This window comes from Paenibacillus sp. YAE3, from assembly GCF_057546105.1.
This window is the reverse complement of record NZ_BAAIYF010000009.1, coordinates 190,715-214,096: the sequence shown is the minus strand read 5'-3', so window position 1 is coordinate 214,096 and position 23,382 is coordinate 190,715. Positions and strand designations below refer to the sequence as shown.

The window sequence follows — 23,382 nt, the reverse complement described above, 5'->3', positions numbered from 1 at the left end:
GCGCCAAATCGCGTAACCGGGCGAACCAGCTGCAATAACACGACAAAAGAAAGCGCAAAAGCCTTCTCCCGCTTACGGATTTTTAAGAAGCTCCGCTTGAATGTTTCATTTTGACTTATTGTAACACTTGGCAGTCTTCTTTTCCATATCCTTTATCACCATTCCCTGCAGCGAACGTCATTATGCGGCAACAATTGACAACGGACGGAAGGTTGCAAAATCGTAATATACCGCGGATTAAAGCGGTCACATTTAGCTTGGCGCGCCTTACCCTAATGCACAACATTTGTCATAATTTTTTTTTGCCCGAAGGGGCTTCGCTAGAAGTTCAAGGGGATAAGCTGGAATGATTCGTCTTCCGGGATCGTCCATCACGAATCATGGGGACGGTCTTCGACCTGCCGGCGAGATCCTCATTTTGCAAAAGAAAAAGGCCCCTCGGACGAGGCCCTTATGGATGTACATACACGCCTTTAGTGGACGCACCCTCCGAAAGGAGGTGATGCGATGAACATTTCGTTCGGTGAACTTTTTTTCGATTGGACGCCGCCTTCTTTAGGATTGGGCATAAGCGCTGTCGGCTTTCCGTTGGCAAGCAGCGCTTACGCCCTTAGCTTTGCCTTTTTGGCTTCGCATAGCTAACGCGAATTGCGTTTGCGCGCGGCCAGCAGGCGGTCCATCGATGCGGACCGCTCGTCCTGCGGCGGCTTCGCTTCGGCCGCCGCCGGTTGGCCCGGCCCCGCCGCAGGCGGCCGGGCCGCTTCCCGCCCGCGCGCGCCGCCCTGGCTCTGCGCCGCGGGGCGGGCCTCCGAAGCCGGACGCTCCGCTCCGGCTTCGGGCTTCCCGGCGCGTGCCTGCGGCTGCGCCGGTTCGGGCGGCGGCGCTGGGCGTTCGCCGCCGCCGTAAAAGGCTGCCGCGCGCTGTTTCCGCGCGGCAAGCCTGCCCAGGCCGGCGTCCGGGGCTTCCGCCCCGCCGGCCGGCTGCGGCCGCCTGCGCAGCGCGGCGGCCAGGCGTGCGCCGATCCGGCCCCACGGGAGGGCCAGGCGGCGCACGGCGACATCCGCGACCCAAAGCATCAGGGCCGCGGCCAGCAGCGCATAACGGAGATCATGCAGCTGCCGGCTCGGGCGCGGAGGCGCCGCAAACAGCTCCTCCGGCCGGTCCCAGGACAACACGCGACCGCCGGTCATGTCGGCGAGACGTTGCAGCTCCCGCTCCGCGTCCCCGGTTTCGATCCGGTATTCGGGAGAATACGGGACGATCAGCCCGGTCGGCATGGCGACGTTTTGGCCGCTGCCGTCTTCCAGCGACAGCAGGAAAGATCCGGGCTGCTCCACCGTCATCTCCCCGCTGTAAGTGCCCGGCGATTCCTGAACCAACTCCGTCGTCACCGGCTCCAGCTCATCGCCGGTCACGATCGCCTGCAGCTGCTCGGGCCCGGTTCCGGAGGCGGAGCTTACTTCAAACCGCACCTTGTTCCCCTCGACCTGCGTTTTGACATCGTACGGGGAAGCGGCAAATTGCGGGAAGGTCCATTTCACCATTTGCGTCAGCACGTTGGAAAATGCCGGCCAGGACACCCAATCCTTCGACCATTTCCCCATCATGTCGCTCGTCCAGGCCACCGTGCGGCCCGAGCCGTACTGCCAGCGGGCAAGGAGCGGATCCGGTTCGGGGCTGGTCAGCACCGTCTGGGCCGCGGGCTTGGCCGTCGTTGCCACGTAACCGTAAATTTGCGGCACGCCGCCTTCAAACAACGATCTCCAGTCGCCCGGATCCTGCAGGGCGGGAACAAACGGCTTGTCCACAATATACGATTTCGAGATCATCGCCGCTTCGCGGCTGAAAATCGCCGGAATCGTCGTCTCGTCAAACGCCATGTAAAACCGTCCTTTGGCTCCATCGGCAAGCGTTTGAAGCAAGTTGACGTCCGCGTCGCTGCCTACGGCTACCGTGGACATCGTAATTTTGGCGTCGTTCATCTGTTCCAGAAGCGGCCCGTATCCGCCGTTGCCCGCGGACTGTCCGTCCGTCATCAGGATGATATGCTTGCGCTGGGCCTGGATCTTCAGCATTTCCTCTACCGCGGAAGCGGCGGCAGGATAAATGTCCGTTCCCCCGTCGCTTTGGATCGACTGGATTTCGTCGATCACTTCCTGCTTTTTATCATTCAGCGTCATGGGCGGGACGACCCACAAATTGTTGGTATCGAAAGCCAATACGCCGACCGTATCCTTGGACCGGAGCATTTCGACGGTACGGATCGCCGCTTCTTTGGCCATTTCCATTTTATCGCCGGACATGCTGCCCGAGCGGTCGATGACGAGGATGAGTCCCAGCGACGGGATTTGCCTTTTGCCTTCGAGCTCCATCGATACCGGCAAAGCCCGTTCGATCGGCGTTTTGAAATAACCGCCCATGCCGAAGGAATCCTCGCCGCCGACCATCATAAAACCGATGCCGTAGCTCTTGACGGCCTGCTCGATCATTTCCATCCGCCGTTCGCCGACCTGATCCCCGGATACGTCGTTAAAGATAATCGAATCGTAGGCGGCATATTTCGCGAGCTCCGTCGGCAGGAGCGCGGGGCTCGGCAAGATGTCATACTTCACGAGTCCGGATTGCAGCGCGGCCGCAATGTTCCCGGAGGTCCCCTTTTTGCCCTCCACGATGAGCACCTTCGGGGGACCGTCCACGCGGGTGAACGCATAACCGGCATTGTTCGCCGATTGGCCGTCGCCGTCCATGAACATTTCCGCCCGGTAACGGTGGAGTCCGGTCTGTTTCGCGAGCGCTTTGACGGCAAAACGGTTTTCGCCTGCGCGGATATCCACCGTTTCCCTGCCGATTTCCCGGCTGTCCTCGTAGAGCCTCAGTTCGCCGCGCCCTTTGTAGGTGCTCCTGACGAGCACCTCGATCGAAAAGGATTCAGCTTGGTATAGCTTGGATGGCACGGTAACTTCCTCCACCGAGACATCTTGGAGCTGCCGGGAAGGCGACGGCAGCACGTCGACGGGAATTCCCCGGTCCTTCAGCATCCGCCCTGCGGCCAGCATGCTGCCGACGTTTTCCTTGCCGTCGCTGATCAGCACGATCCTGGAATCTCCGCTGCCGCCCAGCAGGTTCCCTGCCAGCATAAGGCCTGACTCCAGGTTGGTGAACTCCGGCTTTCCGGCGGCGTTGAACCGGAACGGGTCCGGCAGCAGCTTCAGCAGCTTCTGCTCGTAAGAACCTTGGAGCGTCGAAGAGACGACGCCGACGGCGTCGGCTTCCTTTTTCGAAGCCGCCGATTTCTGCACCCAATCTTCCGCCGGCCCGGCTTCCGGCATGCTTGCGGACCGGTCCACGACATACACGACCTTTTTTTGCTCGAGTACCGTATACGATTGCAAACCGGAAATGGCCAGCACCAGCAGCAGGAGCACGGCGGAACGAACCGTCGCCGCCCCGATTTTCCGTGCGCCGGACAGTCGGTAATCCGATTTGAATGCGTACAGCATCAACGCCGCGAGCGGAATCAGCAGAAACAGCAGCCAGGGATGATTAAATTGAACGCCCACGCTGGTACACCCCCCATTCCACGAGTATAACGAGCAAAGCCAGGCAGGCAAGCAGCGTTATCAGCGGTGCTTGGCGCCGCTCCCCGCGGCTGTTGTCCGCGGCTACTTCAGCCGCCTTGCCGGCAGCAGCATCCTTCCCGTCAGCCGTTTGGCCTATCGCCGCAAGCTTGGCATTCGGCGTTCCCTGCTTCCCCTCGAAAGGATCGGCCGACGCTTCGGCGTAATACTCCGTCACTTGCCCTTCGCGATCCCGCTGCTCAAAAACGTACAACCCCGGAACCGGAGGCAGCTGCTGCAGCGCGTTGATTCCTTTTTCGTTCGCATCGGCCTCGATTTCCGGCACCTGGAGCGTTTTGGCCAACCCCTCTTTGGCCACCCACCGGGCCGAAACGGCATCGGCCGCGATCGGGATTTCGACCCGGGATCCCGCCGTATGGCGCCCCAGATTTTGGCCTCCGCTTCCCGTCAGCCAGGAGACCGCCTCATGAACGACGATCGGGAACTCCGCCGACAGCGGAAAATCCGTATCCTGCAGGTCGAACAAAAACGACAACCTCGGCTGTCCGTTTTCCATCCCCGCAATGACCGCGGGGTGGGTGCCGATGCTGACGATCGGGGACGCCCAATCCGGAAGCTTCCGGTTCAAGAGGCTCCCGATGTAGACGCCGTTATAGCTCGCATATTGGTTCACCGGGTGATTTTCAAGCTTCGGCTGGGCTCCGCCCGCGTCGATCTTGCTTTCGCCCCCGCCCACAGTCCACACCGGCGTACGGTCCATCAGCTTTTTCCAATCGTCCTGAGCCGTAAAAGACGGCGCCGACCCGTCGATGACGACCAGATCCGGCGGGTTCCCGGGAACGGCTGCCCTGCCTGCCCCGCCGGGTACGGACTCCTCGCCTTCTTTCCCGGGCAGCGTCATTTTGACGACTTCGGCGCCCGTCAGCTGCAGCGCTTTTTCCAGAAACAGATTGCCCCGGGTCAGCAGCAAAATCCGCGCCGTTTCATTCCGCTCCGAAAACGCGTACGCTTCGTTGTCGGCGGCGTAATCGTCCGCCTCCTCCACTTCGGCCCGGTACACTTCCGCCTCCGGCACCTCCCGGAACGTAAGCGTGGCCGTTCCTCCCGGCGCCAGCATTGCGTTTTCCGTTTGCAGCAGCTTGCCGTCGCCATACAGGTTGACGTGCGCTTCTTTCGCCGCGCCGCCGCTTTGGCCGACAACGGCCACCGCCGTTTTGCCTTCCGCTCCGTTTTTAACGCCAAATTGCTGGAGGGCAAGATTAAAACCGGCTTCCGCCTCTACATTCATCACTTTCACCGGAACCCCAAACGGCACCGAGTCCGGCTCCCCTCTCCACTGCCCGTCAGTAAACACGACGACTTCGGCATCCGTTTCATCCCGGGTGAGCGCGGAAGCGAGGGACAGCGTTTCATCGTAAGCAGCCCTTCCAAAATAGGGTTCCAGCGAATCGACGGCCTGCAAGGCGCGGCTGCGGTCTTTTTCCCGGGAAATAAGCAGGTTCGGCTCCGCATTCATGCCAAGCAGCGTAATCTCGCCGTCTTTGGCTTCGTGTTCGAGATAGTCTTTGATCATCCGCTTCATCAGCGCCAGCTTCTCCTCGCCCGGTTGCCCCTGTGCCGAACCGGAACGTGCGCTCATGCTTCCCGACGTATCGGCCACCAGCACGACATGCGCTTTGCCAATGTCCGCAGCAGACCAATAGGGCTTCATTAAGGCGAAAACGAGCAATGCCGCGGCAAGGAGCTGCAGCCAAAGAAGAAGCCTGTTTTGCAGCTTTTGCCAGGGCCGGTTGGCCTCCAGGTTTTTTATCACCCGTTGCCACAGCAAATGGCTTGGCACAGTCGTATCCAAAAATTTGCGCTTCAGCAAATACATCGCCAAAATCGCCGGTATGCTCAGGCCGAACCAGAGGCCCAGCCATGAACCGATCCCCACTCGGATTCCTCCTTCCCCCATTAGGATTCAAGTCCGGCTTTACGCCCGGATTAGCCCCGAGCCGGCCAACGCGCCGAACACCGCTTCTTGAAGCGTCATGCCGCTGGACAACGCGACAAAGGAAATGCCGCGCTCCGATGCGATTTTTCGCAGCTCGTTTTGGTAACGATGCAACTCCTCCCGATAACGTTCGAGCACCCGTCCGGTAATGGCCACTTCCTTCCCGGTGTTCAGTTCGCTGTCGACAAGCCGCAAATCGCCGCTAAGCTCGGGACGGATCTCCTCCGGCGACAGCACCTGCACCAGCACGACCTCCTGACCGGCGCCCGCCAAGCGGGAAAGCGCGTTTCCCACATCGACTTCGCCTTCGGCAAGCCAAAAATCGGAAAAGATCCAGGTCATGCCTTTCAACCTTGGGATTGCGCCGGGTTGTCCCAGCGCCGCTGATAAGCTTCCTTCCCTGCCGGGGGGCATGTCCTGCAAAAACTGAAACAGCCGCACCGCCGAGCCTTTCCCCCGCAGAACGGGCAAACGGGCGTCGATCCCGTCGCTGTAGCAGCAGACGCCGACCCGCTCGTAGGAGCAAAGGGCGATGTACCCGATGCTGGCGGCAAGCCTTTTGGCAAAAAGCAGCTTGTTTTCTCCGGACTTCCGGCCCCCTTTTTCATCCGGCGACGGCGCGCCGCCAAAATCCATCGAAGCCGAACAGTCCACATAGAGGCTCAGCATCAGCTCCTGCTCGTCCATAAACTGGCGCACAAACGGTTTTCCCGTGCGGGAATACACGCCCCAGTCAAAGCGGCGGATGTCGTCTCCGGGCGTATAGGAGCGGTAATCGGCAAATTCCAAGGATGAACCGAGCCTGCTCGAACGGCGTTTGCCCTGAAGCGTGCCCGCCACCCTTCTGCCGGAACCGAGCGTGAGCCTTTCAAGGCGCGCCATCCAGTCCGAAGGCAGCAGATGCGCGCTGGTCATGGCCGCCCTCCGAGGGCTTGCAGCATTTCGCCTATGATCTGGTCGGTCGTGATGCCGAGGGCTTGTCCCTCGAAATTCAAAAAGATCCGGTGCCGCAGGGCAGGCACGGCCACCGCATGAATGTCGCTTTGCGCCAGATGCATTCTTCCCTGGCAAACCGCCCGCACCTTGCCGGTCGATATGATGGATTGAATCCCGCGCGGCCCGGAGCCGAAACGCACGTATTTTTTGACGCCTTCGGGGGCCGAGGCTTCCTCCGGATGGGACATCATCAGCAGCCTGGCGGCATAATCGAGCACATCGTCGGCAACCAGGACCTCCCTGACCCCATGCTGGATTTCCAGAAGCTCCTCCGGTCCCGCCTGCTTCGCGATGGACGGGGCAAGATTTGCGGTCGTTCTTTTGACGATTTCCTTGAGCTCGTCGGCGCTTGGATACGGCACGAGGATTTTGAGGAGAAAACGGTCAAGCTGCGCCTCCGGCAGCGGATAGGTGCCTTCGTTTTCGAGCGGGTTTTGCGTCGCCAACACGAAAAACGGGCTTGGCAAACGATGCGTTTCGTTCCCGACCGTCACCGTTTTTTCCTGCATCGCTTCCAGCAGCGCGCTTTGCGTTTTGGGCGTGGCGCGGTTGATTTCGTCCGCCAGCACGATGCTGCTGAACAGCGGTCCGCGCTGGAACGTCATGCCCGTCTCTCCCTGCTTGCCGAAGGACAGGATTTGGGTTCCCGTAATGTCGCTCGGCATCAGGTCGGGCGTAAACTGGATGCGGGAGAAGGAAAGATCCAGCGTATCGGCAATGGTGCGGACAAGCATCGTTTTCCCGAGTCCCGGAATCCCTTCCAGCAGCGCATGCCCGCCCGCGAAAATGCACCAGAGCATCTGCTCGACGACCTCCTGCTGGCCGACGATGATTTCGCCGATTTGGCCGCGCACCCGCGCAATCGTTTCTTTCCAGGCTTCAGGCTGGATGATAGTTTCCTGCATCTTCGTGCTCCTTCCCGTTCCCTTATATGTGTTAGACCCGGTTCCATCCCGGATATCGTTACGGATTCGGATTGATCCCGGTAAAATAGCTTTCGACGAGGTTCTGCATCTGCTGCGGCAGCTCCTGCCGCCCCAGCGATTTTTTCGCTTCGGCTTCGTATTCCTTATAGACTTCTTCGTACGGGCGGCTCGCTCCATCTACGGCAGGGGCCGGGCCGCCTTTTTGGATCGTTCCGCCTTGGCCTTGCAGCGGGCCTTTGTCGTTTTGCTTATTCCCGCTGCCCGCAAATTTGCGCGGCGTCTTGACGAAATTTTGTTCCCCTGCGCCAAGCCCCGCTCCGGGTCCTTGACCCGTGCCCCTGCCTGCGCTTCTTCCCGACCCGGAACCGCTCCCGGAACCGCTGCCGCTGCCGGAGCCGCTCCCCTGCCCGGACCCTTGCGTTCCGCTGCTTCCCGGCGAAGCCGAACCCCCGTTTTCCGCATCGCTGATGTCGTATTCCTCGGCCAGGGCCAGCTCTTCTGCACTCCCTCCGCTGCTCCAGGCGTCCGAGACCTCCATGCCGGAGGCAGTCATTTGCGAAGCCAGGCCCAGCCCTTGCGAAGCCAGCTTCGAACTGAGGCTGGCGGCTGCCGCCGATTGGCTCGCGGCTTGCGCTTGGGCGGCAAGCGCTTTGGCAAGCGCGGCCTCCAGTTCGTCCAGCGCCTCTTCCGTCTCTTTGTCTTTAGCCCCTTCGGCAAGGGCCTTTTCCGCCTTTTTCAAGGCTTCCTTCAATGCCTTCGTTTCCGGGTTTTTATCGGCTTCGGCAGCCAGCTTGTTCAATGCTTCCCGGAGCTGCTCTTTTTGCTCCTTCGAAAGCCGCTTCACTTCCTGCTTGAATCGTTCCATCGATTTTTTCAGGTTCTCCGCTTGCCCATCCGCCAGGCTTTTCCCTAAAGAGGACATGTTCGGAGCGTTTTGCATCTTTTTCCCGAGTTCCTTGACGTTCCGCACGGCCGCTTCCTGTTTGGCCGCCGTTTTTTCCATTTCCTTCATCGTTTTTTCGAGCTCGGCCAACGCTTTTTCCGGATCCTTTTGTCCATCCAGCTTTTGTTGCAGCGATTGGAGCCGGTCTGCCAGCGGTTTTTTCACGGAAGGATCGAGTTTTTGCGTCTGAAGCTGCTGCACCAGCTCATCGGTTTTCTTTTTCTGATCCTGAACCCATTCCTTGCGGCGGTCCGCTTCGGCAAGTTTGGCGTCCATCGGGCTCGGCAGCAGCGAAAGCGCGATCGTCCCGATGAACAGCAGACTGGCCGCGATCGCGATTTTTTTATGGCTTGGAAACGGCAGCCTGCGGTTCAGCTGGGAAACGAAACGGTCCCCGTAAGCTTCCGCTTGCTTTCGCTGCCAAACGGCCGCCGGAGCGTCGGAACCGGCAAAAGAAAGCGCCGTGACCATCATATCGGTCCGCTCGGCTCCGCCGGTCGCCGCATCCATGGCCTCCGCGGCCTCGCGGTCCTTCACGCGGTGCGCAAGCCCCCACGCCATGCCGGCGGCGAGACCGAGGATCGCAGCGGCCAGCGCCAGAAAACGGTAAGACGGAACCGGCCACAGCCGGGCCGCGAGCAGAATCAGCAAGGCGCCCGACAGCCCTGCGGCGATCCCGTATAAGGAACAGCGCAAAAAACGGAACTGCTGCAGCCGAAATTTCGTTTTGCCGATGGATTTGCGAATGGCGTCCACCCGTGTCCCTCCTTTAACGTCGCGCGTTGTCGCCACGAACGTTTAATGCTCTTAAAGCAAGTCCAACCTTCCCCTAAAACGTCCAGGTCTCAAGAGGGATCGCTTGCGCCCGTTTCGACGGAAGGCGCGTCGTACCTCTGCTTTCTATGCTTGCGTCTCGCCACCGGTCGGATTTTGCGGATGCTGATCCACAACGATCCGATGATGACCACGCTGTACACCAACAAAAATTCCTGCCACAGCTGGATCGGGGCGTCGGAATTGAGATTGCCGTTCCGGACGAGAAACGCCCCCTTCGAAAAGCCGGGCTCGAACAAGCTGATCAGCGCCCCTGCCGGGTTCAGCCCAAGAATGTAACCGACAAAAGAGTACGTCGGCCCCGTTGCCGTCGTCGGCATCGAATAATAATTGCGCTGCACGATGCTCATCACGAACAAATAAAGCAGCCCCGTCATCAGAAATATGCACAAACCGACGCCATACGTGACAATGACGGAAATCATCGTCCGCTTGAACAAGGTCGAAAACAGCACCCCGAGCGAACCCAGCAGCAGCATGACAAACAAGTAGAACAAGAAAATATAGATCATTTGTTTCAGCGAAATGCCTCCGTACAGAAACACGATGCTGTAAATGGGCATGGTCGCCACGACAATCAGCGTCATAAAGCTCAAGGAAGAAAACAGCTTGCTCAGGATGATCGTGGACGAGCTTTGCTGCGTCGTCAGCAGCATGCTCAGCGTCTGCTTTTCCCGCTCGCCGCTGATGACGCCGGCCGTCAGCGCAGGGGCCATAAACGCGATCAGGACGAGCTGGGCAAAACTCAGCACGTAAAACATCATGCGGCCGGCGCCCGAATTAAAGGCCTGGTTCCCCTGCCGGTCAAGATAAAGCGAAACATAAATGTAGCCAAGGGCGATCAGCCCAAGCACCAAAACGTATGCCAGCAGGGAAATCGCCGACCGCGGGGTCCGCATGCGCAAGCGGAATTCCTTGTCGAGCACCGGGTTGATCCATTTGCGGCTCCAGTTCATTCGGCAGGCCCTCCTTTGGTGATTTCGAGGAATACGTCCTCCAGGTTGGTTTGCGCTTCATGGAAAGATATGACGGCAAATCCCCAGGAGATGATCTTTTGCAGCAGTTGTACCTGCTCCAGGTCTCCGCCGCCGAAATGGACGTGTACGCCCGTATTGTCGGACAGCACCGCCGAGACCATGGCTTCGTCCTGCAAACGCGCGGCCAGTTCTTCCTGGCGTTCCATGACGCGGATGTGGAGCACTTTTTTGACGCGGAGGCGCGCTTGGATGTCGGCCACCCTGCCCTGCGCCACCATTTCCCCGTGCTCGATGACGCCGATCTCGTCCACCATCTCCGCCAGCTCCGGCAAAATATGCGAGGAAATGATGATCGTTTTGCCCATCTGCTTCAGTTCCTTCAGGATTTCGCGCATCTCGATTCTGGCCCGCGGGTCGAGCCCGGAAGCCGGCTCGTCCAAAATAAGCACCTTGGGGTCATGGATCAGGCAGCGCGCGAGGCATAAACGCTGTTTCATCCCCCGCGACAGGCCGTCGACGTAAACGTCGCGTTTGTCGCTCAAGTTGACAAGCTCCAGCAGCTGCGGAATGAGCTTTTCGCGTTCGGCGCGCGGAATGTTGTAGCTCGCCCCGTAGAAATGCAAATATTCCGTCGTTTTGAGCTGGTCGTATACGCCGAAGAAATCCGGCATATACCCGATCCGTTTGCGGACCTCTTTCGGATGCCGGGTGACGTCGAAGCCGTCCACTCGGGCCACGCCCGAAGTCGGCAGCATCAACGTCGCCAAAATCGCCATGGTCGTCGATTTTCCGGCCCCGTTGGGACCGACGAAACCGAACACCGTCCCTTCGGGAATATGCAGATTGATATCTTTTAAGGCGGCAAAGTTGCCGTAACGTTTGCTTAAATGTTGAATATCGATCATGGTTTGACCGCCCCCTCTACCGCAAGCTCGGGCAGAATCAGCTCCGTTGCCGCTTTGGCCGTCACCTTCATGCGAATCCGTCCTTGCAAAGCATACTGGTCGTTCGGATTCGCTGCGCTCCACTGCTTGGAGGTATCCCATTGGATGAGCTCCCAATCCTGCTTTTTGTAATTGAAGATATGATATTCCGTTTGCTTGCCCGCATTTTTGCTCCGCAGCTTGAGGACGCCGCCCGCCATCTTTTTCAAATCCGGAACGTCGTAATCGAACGTGACGCTTCCTTGCTCGATATGGCTGATTCCGTTTGGTTCTTCGTACCACCCCGGCGCCGAGATCTGATTGACGACCGGCGCAATGAAGCCGAACGGAAGGTTCAATTTGCCGTTTTGGATCCAGTGGACGTTGACCGGCTGCAGCCACAGGTTCAGCTGTTCGCTTTCGATTTCGCGGTTGTCGCTGCGGTAATTGAACAGTTTATCGTTGCTGAACGCCAGCACATAGGCATCCCGGGATGTCCAGGCCGAACCTTGAAGGTAATTATCCACCATCCCTTTTTCCCGGACGTAAGGATCGTTGCCGTTCGGGTATCCCTGGAACAGCGCCAAGCTGATCATGCCGTTCCGGGCCGCCTGCACGTTTTGGACCGATGCCAGGGAGACGGTTTTGCCTTTCTCCAAATCCCCCAGCGGGTAAAGTTTCCCTCCGACGACGAGAGCGGCGTTCTTCAAGTTTGTGTTGGTCGTGTTTGCGACGTTTCCGTCGATATTGCCCTTGTCGTTGATGAACAGGTTCACTTTCAGCTGCCCTAAACCTTCGTTTTGGCGGCGTTGTTCCACCCAAAGCTTGGCGAGGGACCACTGCGGCATATCGAGCAGCTGGACTTCCGTGCTTTTCGGTCCGACCTCGACCAGATTGCGGCTGCTGTCCGACCCGGTAAATGCACCTCCGTCCCGTTGGACTTTCACGTACGTGTTTGCGGGAAGCTCCAGTCGGTAATCGCCGCTGCCCGGGGAGAAAAACGCGGTTGCGCTTTTGACCTTCCCCAGCCCGCTGCCGTCCAGCTCGACGACGTTGAGCGTGTGGGCAAGCTCCTTTGTTTTGTCCGAAGCGCCGATCATGTACACCGTACCGCTGGCAATCACCGCGACGAGCGGGATGATCCACCATGCCCATTCCCGCTTGTCCGCCTTTTTCAGCAGCCAATAAAGCAAAGGGGCGACAACAATGGCGTAAACCGCAATCAGCCAGGCGAGAACCTTGAACGACGGCATTTTAAGGGTAGGGAAAAAGTTCAAAACATAGCTCAGGTTCATCAGCGGACTGTAATTTCCGGTCATCGATTTCATGTTGTTTTTTTGCAGCTCATTGCCAAGCAGAGCGGACCATGCAAACGGATGGCCGGGCCAAGAAGCGACCGGCTCCTGGGCCAAATCGTAAGCGGCATACAGCACCCGCCCGTTTTCGATCTGCCTGCTTGCAAACAGCGGTTTCCCTGCGGTCGAATACAGCACCGTCGCTCCTTTCGCCAGCTGGACGTCAGCCAATGTCAGCTCGCCGTCCAAACTCAGCTTGCCGGGACTGCCTTTGCCGTTTCCTTGCTTGTACGCCCCGAGCTTTTCCAGTTCGGGCAACGCTGCAACGCTGAAGGTGCCTTTATATTCGACGGGCGAAATCGCGGCAAAAGGGGCAGCCGTTTTCGGATAAGCCGCGCCGCCTCCAAGCACCAGCTTGCCTCCCGTTCTGACCCACTGCTCGATCGCCCCCACCTGGGCAGGAGTCAGGGAGTCGGATGCGAAGCGGTTCAATACGATCACGTCCAAGCCGTCCATCAGCATCGGATCGCCAGGCACGTCCTGCTGCTTCATGTGAAGCACGCTCACTTTGGAATTGCCGCTCGGCAGGAGCGTCAGGAAATTCATCGCATCCGGATCCTCCGACAGGACGGCGACGTTCGTCGGATTCATGCCGGCTCCGGAAACATAACTTTTCCCGGACGAAAAACCGACAAGATTTCCTTTGTTTACGGATCCCTCATAAAAACGGATTTCGTTATTATTTTTGTCGTATTGCTGCCCCGGAATCGCCAAAACGACCTCTTTCGCCGTATCCTTCGGCAGTTCGACGTGCTGAATATAGGACGCCGGGCTGTTCCCGTAACGGTCCTGCGTCACTTGGAACACGATATCCCCGGAAAGGTCCCGGTTGCTCGTCAGAGTCAGTTTGAGCGGATTCCATGTCCCCTCTTTGATCGTTCCTCCGTAACCTGCTTCGCTTTTCAGCGCGATGGACGGCTTGTCATCGGCGTACACCGTGCCTGTACCCGATACCAGCGGAAGCAGCAGCAAAAGCGCGATCGCCCATAAAGGAAGCCTTGTCCGCCTTTTATTACGTGTCGTAAAAAACAATATTTCCGCTCCTCTCTTCTCATGAGTTGAAATGATTTTTATCTACACTGGCAAAATTGTCCTCATAATAAAGACGCATTTTTTTGCTGTTTCACTTCAATATTTTAAAAATTTTCTAAGAAATTTCCTGCCCGATCGTCAAAATTTGCGAGAAAAAGGCCAGCTGGAATCCTCCGAATCCCATCGGGATGCGCCATACATCGGGTTCCGAAGGCAACTCCCCCGCAGCAAAGGCCCTCCGGATTCGGGATGTATAAAAAAAGCCTGCTTCCATCCGAAGCAGACTTTTTTGTAAGTGAATATGGTTTTGACGATTTAAGACGAAGGTTTAGCCGTTAAATACGACCGTTTTGTTTTCATGCACCAAAATCCGGTCTTCGATATGCCATTTGACGGCTCTCGCCAGAACGACGCGTTCGATGGTCCGGCCGATCCGCTTCAATTCGCCGACATTGTCGCGGTGGCTGACGCGCTGCACGTCCTGCTCGATGATCGGACCGCCGTCCAGCACTTCCGTGACGTAATGGGCGGTTGCCCCGATGATTTTGACGCCGCGCTCATAAGCTTGGGCGTAAGGTTTACCTCCGACAAATGCCGGGAGGAAGGAATGGTGGATATTAATGATCCGGTTCCGGTAATGTTCGATGAAGGACGGCGAAATGATCTGCATGTACCGCGCCAAAATGATGACGTCGATATCGCTGCCGACCACTTCAAGCTGCCGTTGCTCGGCTTCTTTTTTCGTATCGGGCGTCACCGGAATGTGATGGTACGGGATGCCGAACGACTCCACGTATTCCTTCATGTCCGGATGGTTGCTCACCACCATCGCGATGTCGGCGTCCAAATCGCCCGCCTGCCACTGCCACAGCAGCTCGACCAGGCAATGGTCCTCTTTGGAAACGAAAATGGCGAGTTTTTTCTTGCGGTTAACGTCGTATATCTTCCATTGCATGCTGAACTTCGCCGCTACGGCCGCAAACTCTTTTTCAAGCTCGGGCAGCCGCTGCTGCAAATCCGGCAGGTCGAATTCGACCCGCATAAAAAACATGCCGCCTTCCGGGTCCATCGAATATTGGTCGGACTGAACGATATTCGCCCCGTGTTGATGCAGGAAATGCGATACGGCCGCGACGATTCCCGGTCCGTCCGGACAGGAGATCAGCATCCGCGCGCGGTTGGCATGTGCTTGGGATGTACTGGATGCATTTTTCTTGACGTGTAGTTCCATGAAGCTTCTGCTCCTCCTCGTTCTCTCTATAATCTTCTTTTGGTTCCAACGTTTCTTGGCCCGCTGGTTACTTCAACGCTTCTTTGCCGGCGAGGCAGGCGATAAGCCGTTGGTTGATTTGCTCCTCGCTGAGATCCGGGAACAGGTTCGCTTCGGCGATCATGTCGTATAAGCGTTCCAAAGGCTCCCGGGAATCGGCTTTTTTCGCTTTGGCATCGTTTTTGAGCAGCGTCCATACGTCCAGGACGTATTGGCTTGGCTGGATGTCCTGCTTCGCGAAAAACGAGTGCAGATCCTCCACCTGATTCATAAAATCCCCGCCGAAACGCTCGGATACGCTGCCGCGCAAAAGCGCGATTTCGATTTCGTACATCGGACGCTGCGTTTTGGCGTCTTTGCCGATCCAAGGCGTTTCCAAGATAAACGGTCTGCCGGCCAGCTTCTCATGATGCACGACGGAGCGAATCGTATCGAAACCGATCCATCCGGAACCGATCGGGGCGTGACGGTCCTTCCCGGCTCCGCGCGGGTTTTTGCTGTCATTGATATGCACGACCCCGATGCGATCCAATCCGATGATGCGGTCAAACTCTTCAAGGACGCCGTCCAGGTCGTTGACGATATCGTAACCGGCGTCGTGGATATGGCATGTATCCATGCAGATCGTGAGGCGGTCGTTTTTTTCCACCTTCTCGATCATGCGGGCGATTTCCTCGAAGGTCCGTCCCATTTCCGTCCCTTTGCCGGCCATCGTTTCGAGGGCGATGTGGACTTCCGTCTCATCGGTTCCGTTCAGCACCTCGTTCAGGCCGTCGGCGATCCGCTGAATGCCGTATTCCGGGTCTTTGTCTGTATATGCTCCCGGATGGAGGACGATATTTTTCACGCCGATGGCGTGCGTGCGGCGGATTTCCTCCTGCAGGAAGCTGACCGCAAGCTCGAACGTATTCGGCTTGTAAGATCCAAGGTTGATAATGTAAGGCGCGTGAACGACGATTTCCTCAAAGCCGCTCTCCTTCATTAATTGCTTGCCTTCTTCGAGATACATCGATTCGATCGGTTTGCGGCGCGTATTTTGCGGTGCGCCTGTATATATCATAAACGAGCTCGATCCATAGCTGTTGGCTTCGTTGGTTGCGCTTAACAGGCCCTTGTCCGAAAAGGACACATGAGAACCGATTTTTAGCATAATCCATCCCCCTCATTCGAATTAAACCTTATTTTATCGTGAATGCTGAAATAAATCTAGGAATGGGTTATAATTCTAAGAAGGTAAAATGAAAATCGAAGAATAGTGTAGAGGTGAACCGCATGCACAGTACATGGGGCGTGAGACTGCTGTCCTCGTCCATGCCTTCCGATATGTTCATGGATTCCATCATGTTATGGGCCGTCATCCTGCTCGTATTGATGATGATCGGCGGATATTTCATGATCCGGAAATTTTTGAAGGTCCTGCCGAAAAACGACGGCAAGTCCAAGCTCGATTGGCAGAACCATTGGGTCGAATCCAGCCGCCATCTTTGGACGGACGAATCCAAGGCATTTTTGGAAAAACTGGTCAAACCCGTGCCCGGACCGTTCCGGGACATCGCCAAACATTCCATCGCCGCCGAAATCGGCAGAATCGCTTTGGAAGAGGGAGCCGCGGAAGTGACCCGCGACCATTGCATTAAAGGGTACATCTCCGCGACGCCAAAAAAAGACAACAAGTTCCTCGTCGCTTTTCTGAACAAAAACCAGATCGACTACAAGCCGTACGAGCATTTGATGCAAAAGTAGGTTCCGAGATACTAGCGAAACAAGCCCCCGGCAGGAGCATCACTCTTGAAGAAATGAATCATTTCGTCAATTGGATCCCATGCCCGGGGGCTTTTGCATTCCGAGAACCGGATAAGAAGGTGATCAAGTTGAAGAACATAGCCATTGGCGGCGGAACGGGGTTCGTCGGGAAAGCACTGACGGCGCATCTGGTGGGACAAGGATGCGAAGTCACTATCATTTCCCGAAAAAAGCCGGCTGATGCCCAAGCCGGCGTGCGATACCTGACCTGGGATCAGCTCAAAACCGCCCCGGATCTTCTCGAAGGCACCGAAGCGATCGTCAATTTGGCCGGGGCTTCGCTAAATCAGCGCTGGACGCCAAAAGCCAAACAAAATATTATCGAGTCGCGCCTGGCCACCGTCCATGCCGTCGCCAAACTCGTTCAAGCGCTGCGCGAGAAGCCGGCGGTCGTCGTCCAAGGTTCAGCGGTCGCCATCTATGGCACATCGCTTACCGAAACTTTCCGTGAGGACAGCGAACGCCGCGTCGTCGATTTTCCTTCCTCCGTCGTCCAGGAATGGGAAGATGCCGCCGACGAAATTCAGGGCGTTCGTTTGGTCAAACTCCGGACGGGAGTGGTGCTAGGGAATGACGGCGGAGCGTTTCCGCTCATGAAGCTGCCGTATATGCTCGGTTTCGGCGGCCGAATCGGCAGCGGCAAACAGTGGGTCCCATGGATCCATGTGCAGGATATGGTTCGCCTGATCGAATACTGCATCCTCCATCCGGAATTGCGGGGGCCGGTAAACGCAACGGCTCCGGAGCCCGTAACCAACAACCGGTTCGGGCAAACGGTCGGCCGGATCTACCGACGCCCGCATTGGTTCCCGGTGCCGTCGTTTATGATGCGGGCCGTTCTGGGCGAACTCTCCCTCATGCTGCTGGAAGGCCAGCGGGTGATCCCGGAAAAGCTGCTCTCGCAAGGTTTCCGCTTCGAATATCCGACTTTGGAACAGGCTCTGCGGCAATTAAAGAAGGGGCATCAAGCGGATCGGAACGTATAACGTCCTTTGACGATCACGAACGTATCCCCGTCTTGCAGCAGATATTCCTTATAAGGCACCATCTCTTCCCCTTTGAGCCGCGTTCCGTTTTTCGAGCCGAGATCCTTGATCAAAAACCTTCCGTCTTCGCTCCGGCTCAATTCCACATGCGCACGCGATGTTCCTACGGAGCGCTCGACATACTGCGATACCTCTTCGGACCTGCCGATAACAAAATGCTGCTGCCTCAGCTCGATCCTTTCGGCTGCCCCTCCTCCCTCGCTTTCCCGAAGCAGGTAACCCGAAGGAGGGGAGGACACCGGTGTATGGCTTTCCCGACCCGACGAGGGGAGTGGACTTAAGAGCACGGTAGCGCCGGCGCCTTTTCCAGGCTGCAGAGTTTCCGTTTTTAGGCCAATGCCGCCGTCCCCCTCCCCCTCGTCTGTATCCGGAAAACGCAGCGGCACATGATCTTCGGCCCGGTTCCATCCTTCCCGGCGATGCGGGAGCCCCGTAATGCCCCCGGCTCCAGTGCCGCTCTCTTTTGTCATCATTGCACGGTTGCCGTCGCGGTCCTGCACGGCATCCTGCGGAGGGAATTTCCACTTCCACGCCGGCTCCGGATCCTTGTCCGCTTGAATGAAAGCCTCTTCTTTGTTTTTTCTCCCGCCTCTCAAAAATCCCGTAAACCGTTCAATTTCAAAACGAGAACGGCCCTGGCGAAGATTCGGTTCGGCGGAAAGCTCGGCGGAGCCGAAATCGGGCAGCGCTTCGAACGAAGTTGAATCCGCCGCGGCATATTTGGGCGCGAAGAGTTTGCCCATCCAGCTCAGAGTAGCGACGCCTCCCAAAATCACGGTCAATATGGCGCATAAGATCATCGTCCCGTTGCCCGGATCCGGCATATAAATCATCCTCCAGACAACTGCCGCGGCCAGCAAGCAGCCAAGCGCGATGTAGGTTTTGCGCGCGGAGGCGGATTTCTGCGCCGCCTCATCGACGTTTTCATCCGCTTCCGGTTCCGTTTCCGGGTCACCGCCGTTCCAGCTTTTCAAGAAATCGGGCAGCGCATCAACGTTCCGGCCGGCCGGATGAAGCTTCGAGCTCAAGAGATCTTCGCCAGGCATGGCAGCTTCGGCCTGCAACCCGCTTCGCGCCGCCGCAAGGCTCTCCGAGTCCCTGCGTAACCCCCGCTCTCTCACAGGGCTCACCGGTTTTTCCTGCAACCGGGAAACGGCTCCGGGACGTTGCCAAGGAAAGGTCCCCCCATTCATCGCCGCGGGTTCATCTGTTCCCCAACGGCCCGAATCCTCAATGCCTGGAGCTTCCTGCATCCGGTCCCGTTTCCTGGCGGCAGGAGGAGCATGATTGTTCGCGCCTGACTGAATCCGGACATCGCCTTCCTTAGAGAGAAGACCCAAGAGCAGCTTTTTAAATCCTCCCGGGGAAAAGTCCTCGGATGCCGTATAGTGCAGCAGCTGCTGCACTCCGCTGCCGCTCAGTTCGGTTACGGATGCCATGAACCGGGTGACAAGCTCCTTCAAAGCGTCATGAACGGGCTTTAAGCCTTCCGTCCGGTCAAGCGGAACGTAGGTCAGGTAAAGCGTCCCTTCCTGCAGCGACCCGTGCACGAAAATGTATTCTTCGTCCAACACGTATTTGAGCGGCTGCAGCATGTAAAGCGCGCTGTCTTCCAACGCCTCGGCCACCTGCAGCAGCAAAGCGTAATATTCGGTCATGTTGATTTTTTCGCTTTTCAGCATATGGGACAACATCTTTTTTTCCGTGATGTCGTACCAAAGCGTTACCCGAAGATCGACTTCTTTGACATGGAGGGGCAATAAGCGCGGGATCCGCGAAGCCCCGATCATCGCCACCTCTACCTTGCTCAGTTCGTCCGAACCGATGCCGGAGGAGTCCGACAATACCATATAGGTTCCGCCCTGCTGCATAAAATCGCGCGACAAACCCATCATTCCTGTTCACCTCTAACCGAGTGTATAGACGCTGGCCGCAACATAACCGGGAAGCACCGCAAGCATAAACGGAAAACGCAGCTGCTTCTCCTTGCCTGCCGTCAGGGACCGAAAATTCCTCAATATAAAAAACCCGGCCAAATTGCGTGCCACATTCCGCATTCTTTGCATGGTCTCGCGTCTCCACAATAAAATCAGAATACCGATGAATCCGGCGCATAGCACCGAATAAACGATGCACTGGATGGTTAACAGCGTCCCCAGCCATGCGCCAATCCCTCCAAACAGCTTGACGTCTCCGGCGCCGACCGCCCCCATCATATGCATCAGCAGAAGCAGCACGAACCCCGTTCCAAGTCCTTTGACCGAAAACAACAGTCCCTGGAAACCATCCGCTGCGAAATGGATCAGAATCCCGCTAAGCATCGCCGACAGCGTCAACCAATTCGGAATTTTCATCGTGCGAATATCCGTGACGAATGCCGAGATGATGATCAGCGCGCATCCCCAAATCCAAAAATCCATGTCCGAACCTCCTTTTCTTTCACGACGCGCCCGGCGCTATGAGACTTCAATCAGACTTTTTTGCGCCCGGGCTTATCCTTTGACAACCGTAAACATCACCTCGGTCCTTTTCCCGTCCGAGGTCGTAATGACAAACGGCCACGTGCCCGGCGTGGTATTGGTTCCGACGAACCACTCCCATTCGACATACCCTTCCGCATCCGCTTGTTGATCCCCGAGGTATTTGGCCGTGCTTTGCCCGCTTTTATAAAACACGGAAAGATTGGCCGACGCCCCGGGTTCGATTTTGACGCGCACCTTTGCCTTTTTGCCGACGTAGGCAGGGTCCGGTTTTTCAATAATTTGCACCGCCGATCCTTCGGATCCGGACTCGTCCCCTTTGCCCGCGTTCTCTTCCGTTTCCCCAATCCACAACCGTTCCTGGGCTTTCGCCTGGATTACGATTTTTTTATTCAGAAGCGGCACCTTCATCGGCAACTCATAGCTGACCTCGATCCCGAAATAGGGCTCCGTGCGGGTCCGCAAATTCGGAATTTGAATGTTCGATACATGGATGCGCTCATAGTCGAGCAGCCGGCTTTCCATGTACGGCTTAAGAATCGGCTTTACGACCGGGTCAAGGACGGCCTCCGCCGCCTGGTTTTTCAAATCCTGAAGCGGTTCGTCCGCCCTGGCGGCCGCGTCCGCCATCCATTCGTTCAAGGGAGCCGGCAGCGTATCCGTGTATTGGGCGGCCCAATCGCTTAAAGAAAGCTTCGGGATGCTCCAGCTTCCGGCAGGCTTTTTGCCGTCCTCGTTATCCCCTGGCTTTTTGGGCTCAATGGCCAGCGCAACCGGGTACATATGGGTGGATACCATTTTGACGGTATCGCTAACCGTGCTTTGCAGCGCCGTAGAAACCAGCGTCATCTGCACGATATAAATCAGGAAAAGGACAAAGAAGATAAACATCGGCATCACCAGGGATGCCTCGACGACCATGCTCCCCTGCTCGGTGCCGCCGGATCGGGGGCATCCTTTCCCGAAACTCGCCCGCATTCGGTTAATAAGAATAATCCGCTTGTTTGACCGCATAATATCGGCTTCCTTCCACCTTATCCGGACTGCCGCCGGCATATCCGACCCATTTCATCACGCCGGGGAGAAACCAGAGCCTCATGCCCATCTTCACCTCTCCCGAAGCGTAAGTGGCTCTTTCCGCGGGGTTGATTCCCGTATTGAAACGGATCAGCGCTAGCATACGCGACATTTTTTTCTGATTGTTGCTGTGCAGGAGTAAAAAAAGACGCAAATGGTCGCGGTACGTCAATTTCGCTTTAATGTAGCTGGACAGTTCTACGGATCCCGTCGTACACAGCGTGATCATGTCAGCCATCGCCATTTCGATGCCGTAGAGCAGAGCAGCAGCGAGCACAAGCAGCGGATGGCCGAGGCCGCTGTTTTTGACCAGCCCTTCCATCATACGGATCGCCAGCCTGGACGCGAAGATTTCGGCATAGGCCGCCGAAACGTTGCCTACGGGGTTATGAAACCCGTATACGATGTACTCCAATTCTTGGTTTTTGACGCTTAGCTGGTCTGCGACCGCGTCTCCCAAACCCGCCTTCGGATCGGATGCTGCATCCTTCAGACGGCTGATATCAAAATGATTAAAGTACATGGCCGCATATTCGTTTTGCAGCAATTCGTCCTTGACCCCGGACATCATGCCCCCCAGCGCTCCGTACAACCTGTCCATTCCGTTCATCGCCGACTTCCCTGCATCGTAAGGATCGTCGTCAAGGTCGGCTCCCTTGGTTTCCGCCTCGGCAGCTTGCTTGTTAAATTCGATGCTTTCGCCGTAATAGGTTTGCAGCGTGTCGTATTCTTTCATATAAGCCTTTGCCTTTTGATCCAGCTCGTTGATCCGTTCCAAAATATTCGCTGCCTCTTTCAATTTGGCCTTGCCCTGTTTTTCCTTTTCCTTCCGCTCTTTATCCGAACCGCGGTGCTGCTCGATCACCGCCGCTTCCTGGTCCAGCCTGTTCGCGGAACCCGACTCGGCGTAGGCCCGCAAATAGCCGTCGATCACCCCCCGGGCCGCAATGACCGCGCTTTTCATGCTGCTTGAGCTGCCGTAAAGCCCGGATGCCCCGGCCAGCTCGGACCGTGCCGACGAAAGGCTCTGGTCCGCCTGCCGGAACTCGTCCCGCTGGCGGCTGATCCCTTGCTTCAGATCGCCCAGCAGGCTTTCGCTCAGCAAAAGCTGGTCGGTTTGTCCGCGCAAGCCGCGGATCGTCGCCGCGTCATCCCCGTTGATTCCGGCCGTATGCCCCGGAATGACGCTTCGTGAAACCGCGTCGTAACCTGCGCTTTCGGAGCGGTTTTCCGAAGCCGCGATGACTTCTTTCATCTTTTCGTTCAGTTCGGATGCCTCCTGCCATGCCAGATCGGCCTCCTGCAGAAGCTTGCCGTGGCTGTTCGCCGCCGAACGATGCTTGCTGCCAAGCCGGGACGTCACGTCCGACGAATCCGTCAAATAATCCCGGATCTCGTCGCTGTACTGCGGCTCTTCATCCTCGCCGCGGTTCGCGTCTTCATTCGCCTTGGCGACGTAATCATCGTATTGGGCAGCAATGCCTGCTGCAGCGCTCACCCGCGAAGATCCGAGAGACTCATTGGAAATGGAGGAGGAATACACGCCCATGAGCATGCCCGGTATGCCGTTTGCGCTTTGCGCCGCCTGTCTTTGCTTGTCCAGCATCCGGTCCAGCGCGGCCTCCCGTTTGTCGTACAGCTTTTGCAGCTTGCGCAGCACGTCGACCGTATCGGAAGCCTCTTTCATCGAAGAAGACAACGGCTTCATTTTTCCGGCAATCTCAAGCGTAAAATCGATTGGCGCCTTATACTTCATTTCCTCCCCGATTTGTCGGTTGAAAATGTCGTATTCGCCGAGCATCCTTTCCATCTGCAGGCCGGAACTGTCCAGCTCCATCGGCAGCAAATCGAACCGGTCGCTCCTTTTCCCCTTTTCCAAACTGTTGCTCAACACGCCCGCCATAATCTGGTCCCCGCTCTGTTCCCCGTAGGCAAACAAACCGTACCGTTCCTGCAGCTCCACGTCATAAGAAGACATGACGGAACGTACCGCCGCATGCGCCAACCGTTCGGTTTGAACCTTCATCGCCGCGATGCGCGCATAATCGATAAAAAGAGCGACGAACGTAAATATAAAAGCAAGAATCATGATTAAAAACACGGAAACCGAACCGTTTTCCGCCCGCCTTCCAGCAAACACACCTTA

At 57.1% G+C, this 23,382-nt stretch carries 17 protein-coding genes; 3 read left to right on the top strand and 14 right to left on the bottom strand.

Annotation, left to right across the window (positions count from 1 at the left end):
- Positions 1-507: 507 nt before the first annotated feature.
- Complete coding sequence (locus AC27KL_RS18830) at positions 508-642, top strand: hypothetical protein (RefSeq protein ID WP_487170642.1); 135 nt, start codon at positions 508-510, stop codon at positions 640-642.
- Here AC27KL_RS18830 and AC27KL_RS18825 read toward each other — a convergent pair.
- From AC27KL_RS18825 to AC27KL_RS18780, 10 genes are all read right to left on the bottom strand, one after another.
- Positions 639-3,560 carry a VWA domain-containing protein gene (locus AC27KL_RS18825; protein WP_487170641.1) on the bottom strand — a complete coding sequence of 974 codons (2,922 nt, stop codon included), beginning with the start codon at positions 3,558-3,560 and terminating at the stop codon, positions 639-641. The two genes, AC27KL_RS18830 and AC27KL_RS18825, sit on opposite strands and share 4 nt — an antisense overlap.
- A complete protein-coding gene (locus tag AC27KL_RS18820) occupies positions 3,544-5,514 on the bottom strand; it encodes a vWA domain-containing protein (RefSeq protein WP_487170640.1) in 1,971 nt (656 codons plus the stop codon). The genes AC27KL_RS18825 and AC27KL_RS18820 overlap by 17 nt, the downstream gene beginning before the upstream one ends.
- A gap of 39 nt (positions 5,515-5,553) precedes the next feature.
- On the bottom strand, positions 5,554-6,489 hold the full coding sequence (locus AC27KL_RS18815; protein WP_487170639.1) for a DUF58 domain-containing protein: 936 nt from the start codon (positions 6,487-6,489) through the stop codon (positions 5,554-5,556).
- A complete protein-coding gene (locus tag AC27KL_RS18810; RefSeq protein ID WP_487170638.1) occupies positions 6,486-7,475 on the bottom strand; it encodes an AAA family ATPase in 990 nt (329 codons plus the stop codon). Before AC27KL_RS18810 ends, AC27KL_RS18815 begins: the two co-directional genes overlap by 4 nt.
- A gap of 58 nt (positions 7,476-7,533) precedes the next feature.
- Positions 7,534-9,195: a coiled-coil domain-containing protein gene (locus tag AC27KL_RS18805; RefSeq protein ID WP_487170637.1), complete on the bottom strand. Its 1,662-nt coding sequence runs from the start codon at positions 9,193-9,195 to the stop codon at positions 7,534-7,536.
- Positions 9,196-9,284: 89 nt separating this feature from the next.
- The gene (locus AC27KL_RS18800; protein WP_339322185.1) at positions 9,285-10,229 is read right to left on the bottom strand and encodes an ABC transporter permease; all 945 of its coding nucleotides are present in this window, start codon (positions 10,227-10,229) and stop codon (positions 9,285-9,287) included.
- Complete coding sequence (locus AC27KL_RS18795; protein WP_487170636.1) at positions 10,226-11,155, bottom strand: ABC transporter ATP-binding protein; 930 nt, start codon at positions 11,153-11,155, stop codon at positions 10,226-10,228. The genes AC27KL_RS18800 and AC27KL_RS18795 overlap by 4 nt, the downstream gene beginning before the upstream one ends.
- Positions 11,152-13,560, bottom strand: coding sequence for a hypothetical protein (locus AC27KL_RS18790; protein ID WP_487170635.1), 2,409 nt, complete (start codon positions 13,558-13,560; stop codon positions 11,152-11,154). Before AC27KL_RS18790 ends, AC27KL_RS18795 begins: the two co-directional genes overlap by 4 nt.
- 328 nt (positions 13,561-13,888) lie before the next feature.
- Positions 13,889-14,791: a formyltetrahydrofolate deformylase gene (gene purU, locus AC27KL_RS18785; RefSeq protein WP_036714779.1), complete on the bottom strand. Its 903-nt coding sequence runs from the start codon at positions 14,789-14,791 to the stop codon at positions 13,889-13,891.
- A 67-nt stretch (positions 14,792-14,858) separates the two neighbouring features.
- Positions 14,859-15,980 (bottom strand): deoxyribonuclease IV, encoded by a 1,122-nt coding sequence (locus tag AC27KL_RS18780; RefSeq protein ID WP_339322188.1) that lies wholly within the window; start codon positions 15,978-15,980, stop codon positions 14,859-14,861.
- A 122-nt stretch (positions 15,981-16,102) separates the two neighbouring features.
- Between AC27KL_RS18780 and AC27KL_RS18775 the strand changes: the two genes are divergently transcribed.
- Together AC27KL_RS18775 and AC27KL_RS18770 are read left to right on the top strand one after the other, a co-directional pair.
- Positions 16,103-16,573, top strand: coding sequence for a DUF2621 family protein (locus AC27KL_RS18775; RefSeq protein WP_487170634.1), 471 nt, complete (start codon positions 16,103-16,105; stop codon positions 16,571-16,573).
- Between the two features lie 128 nt (positions 16,574-16,701).
- Complete coding sequence (locus tag AC27KL_RS18770; RefSeq protein WP_487170633.1) at positions 16,702-17,619, top strand: TIGR01777 family oxidoreductase; 918 nt, start codon at positions 16,702-16,704, stop codon at positions 17,617-17,619.
- On the opposite strand, the gene AC27KL_RS18765 is transcribed toward AC27KL_RS18770, so the two are convergent.
- The 4 genes from AC27KL_RS18765 to AC27KL_RS18750 all read right to left on the bottom strand — a co-directional run bounded on the left by AC27KL_RS18765 (position 17,598) and on the right by AC27KL_RS18750 (position 23,376).
- Entirely contained in the window at positions 17,598-19,574 is a 1,977-nt protein-coding gene (locus AC27KL_RS18765) for a DUF6382 domain-containing protein (protein ID WP_487170632.1), read from the bottom strand. The two genes, AC27KL_RS18770 and AC27KL_RS18765, sit on opposite strands and share 22 nt — an antisense overlap.
- Before the next feature lie 12 nt (positions 19,575-19,586).
- Positions 19,587-20,099, bottom strand: a complete 513-nt coding sequence (locus AC27KL_RS18760; protein ID WP_487170631.1) for an A24 family peptidase — start codon at positions 20,097-20,099, stop codon at positions 19,587-19,589.
- Between the two features lie 72 nt (positions 20,100-20,171).
- Positions 20,172-21,173 (bottom strand): TadE/TadG family type IV pilus assembly protein, encoded by a 1,002-nt coding sequence (locus AC27KL_RS18755; RefSeq protein WP_487170630.1) that lies wholly within the window; start codon positions 21,171-21,173, stop codon positions 20,172-20,174.
- Entirely contained in the window at positions 21,142-23,376 is a 2,235-nt protein-coding gene (locus AC27KL_RS18750; RefSeq protein WP_487170629.1) for a TadE/TadG family type IV pilus assembly protein, read from the bottom strand. The genes AC27KL_RS18755 and AC27KL_RS18750 overlap by 32 nt, the downstream gene beginning before the upstream one ends.
- Positions 23,377-23,382 lie beyond the last annotated feature (6 nt).

Coding starts and splice junctions, on each gene's coding strand:
- AC27KL_RS18760 (WP_487170631.1), bottom strand. CDS start 20,099: ATGGATTTTTGGATTTGGGGATGCGCGCTGATCATCATCTCGGCATTC.
- AC27KL_RS18780 (WP_339322188.1), bottom strand. CDS start 15,980: ATGCTAAAAATCGGTTCTCATGTGTCCTTTTCGGACAAGGGCCTGTTA.
- AC27KL_RS18800 (WP_339322185.1), bottom strand. CDS start 10,229: ATGAACTGGAGCCGCAAATGGATCAACCCGGTGCTCGACAAGGAATTC.
- AC27KL_RS18755 (WP_487170630.1), bottom strand. CDS start 21,173: ATGCGGTCAAACAAGCGGATTATTCTTATTAACCGAATGCGGGCGAGT.
- purU (WP_036714779.1), bottom strand. CDS start 14,791: ATGGAACTACACGTCAAGAAAAATGCATCCAGTACATCCCAAGCACAT.
- AC27KL_RS18765 (WP_487170632.1), bottom strand. CDS start 19,574: ATGATGGGTTTGTCGCGCGATTTTATGCAGCAGGGCGGAACCTATATG.
- AC27KL_RS18810 (WP_487170638.1), bottom strand. CDS start 7,475: ATGCAGGAAACTATCATCCAGCCTGAAGCCTGGAAAGAAACGATTGCG.
- AC27KL_RS18795 (WP_487170636.1), bottom strand. CDS start 11,155: ATGATCGATATTCAACATTTAAGCAAACGTTACGGCAACTTTGCCGCC.
- AC27KL_RS18815 (WP_487170639.1), bottom strand. CDS start 6,489: ATGACCAGCGCGCATCTGCTGCCTTCGGACTGGATGGCGCGCCTTGAA.
- AC27KL_RS18775 (WP_487170634.1), top strand. CDS start 16,103: ATGCACAGTACATGGGGCGTGAGACTGCTGTCCTCGTCCATGCCTTCC.
- AC27KL_RS18830 (WP_487170642.1), top strand. CDS start 508: ATGAACATTTCGTTCGGTGAACTTTTTTTCGATTGGACGCCGCCTTCT.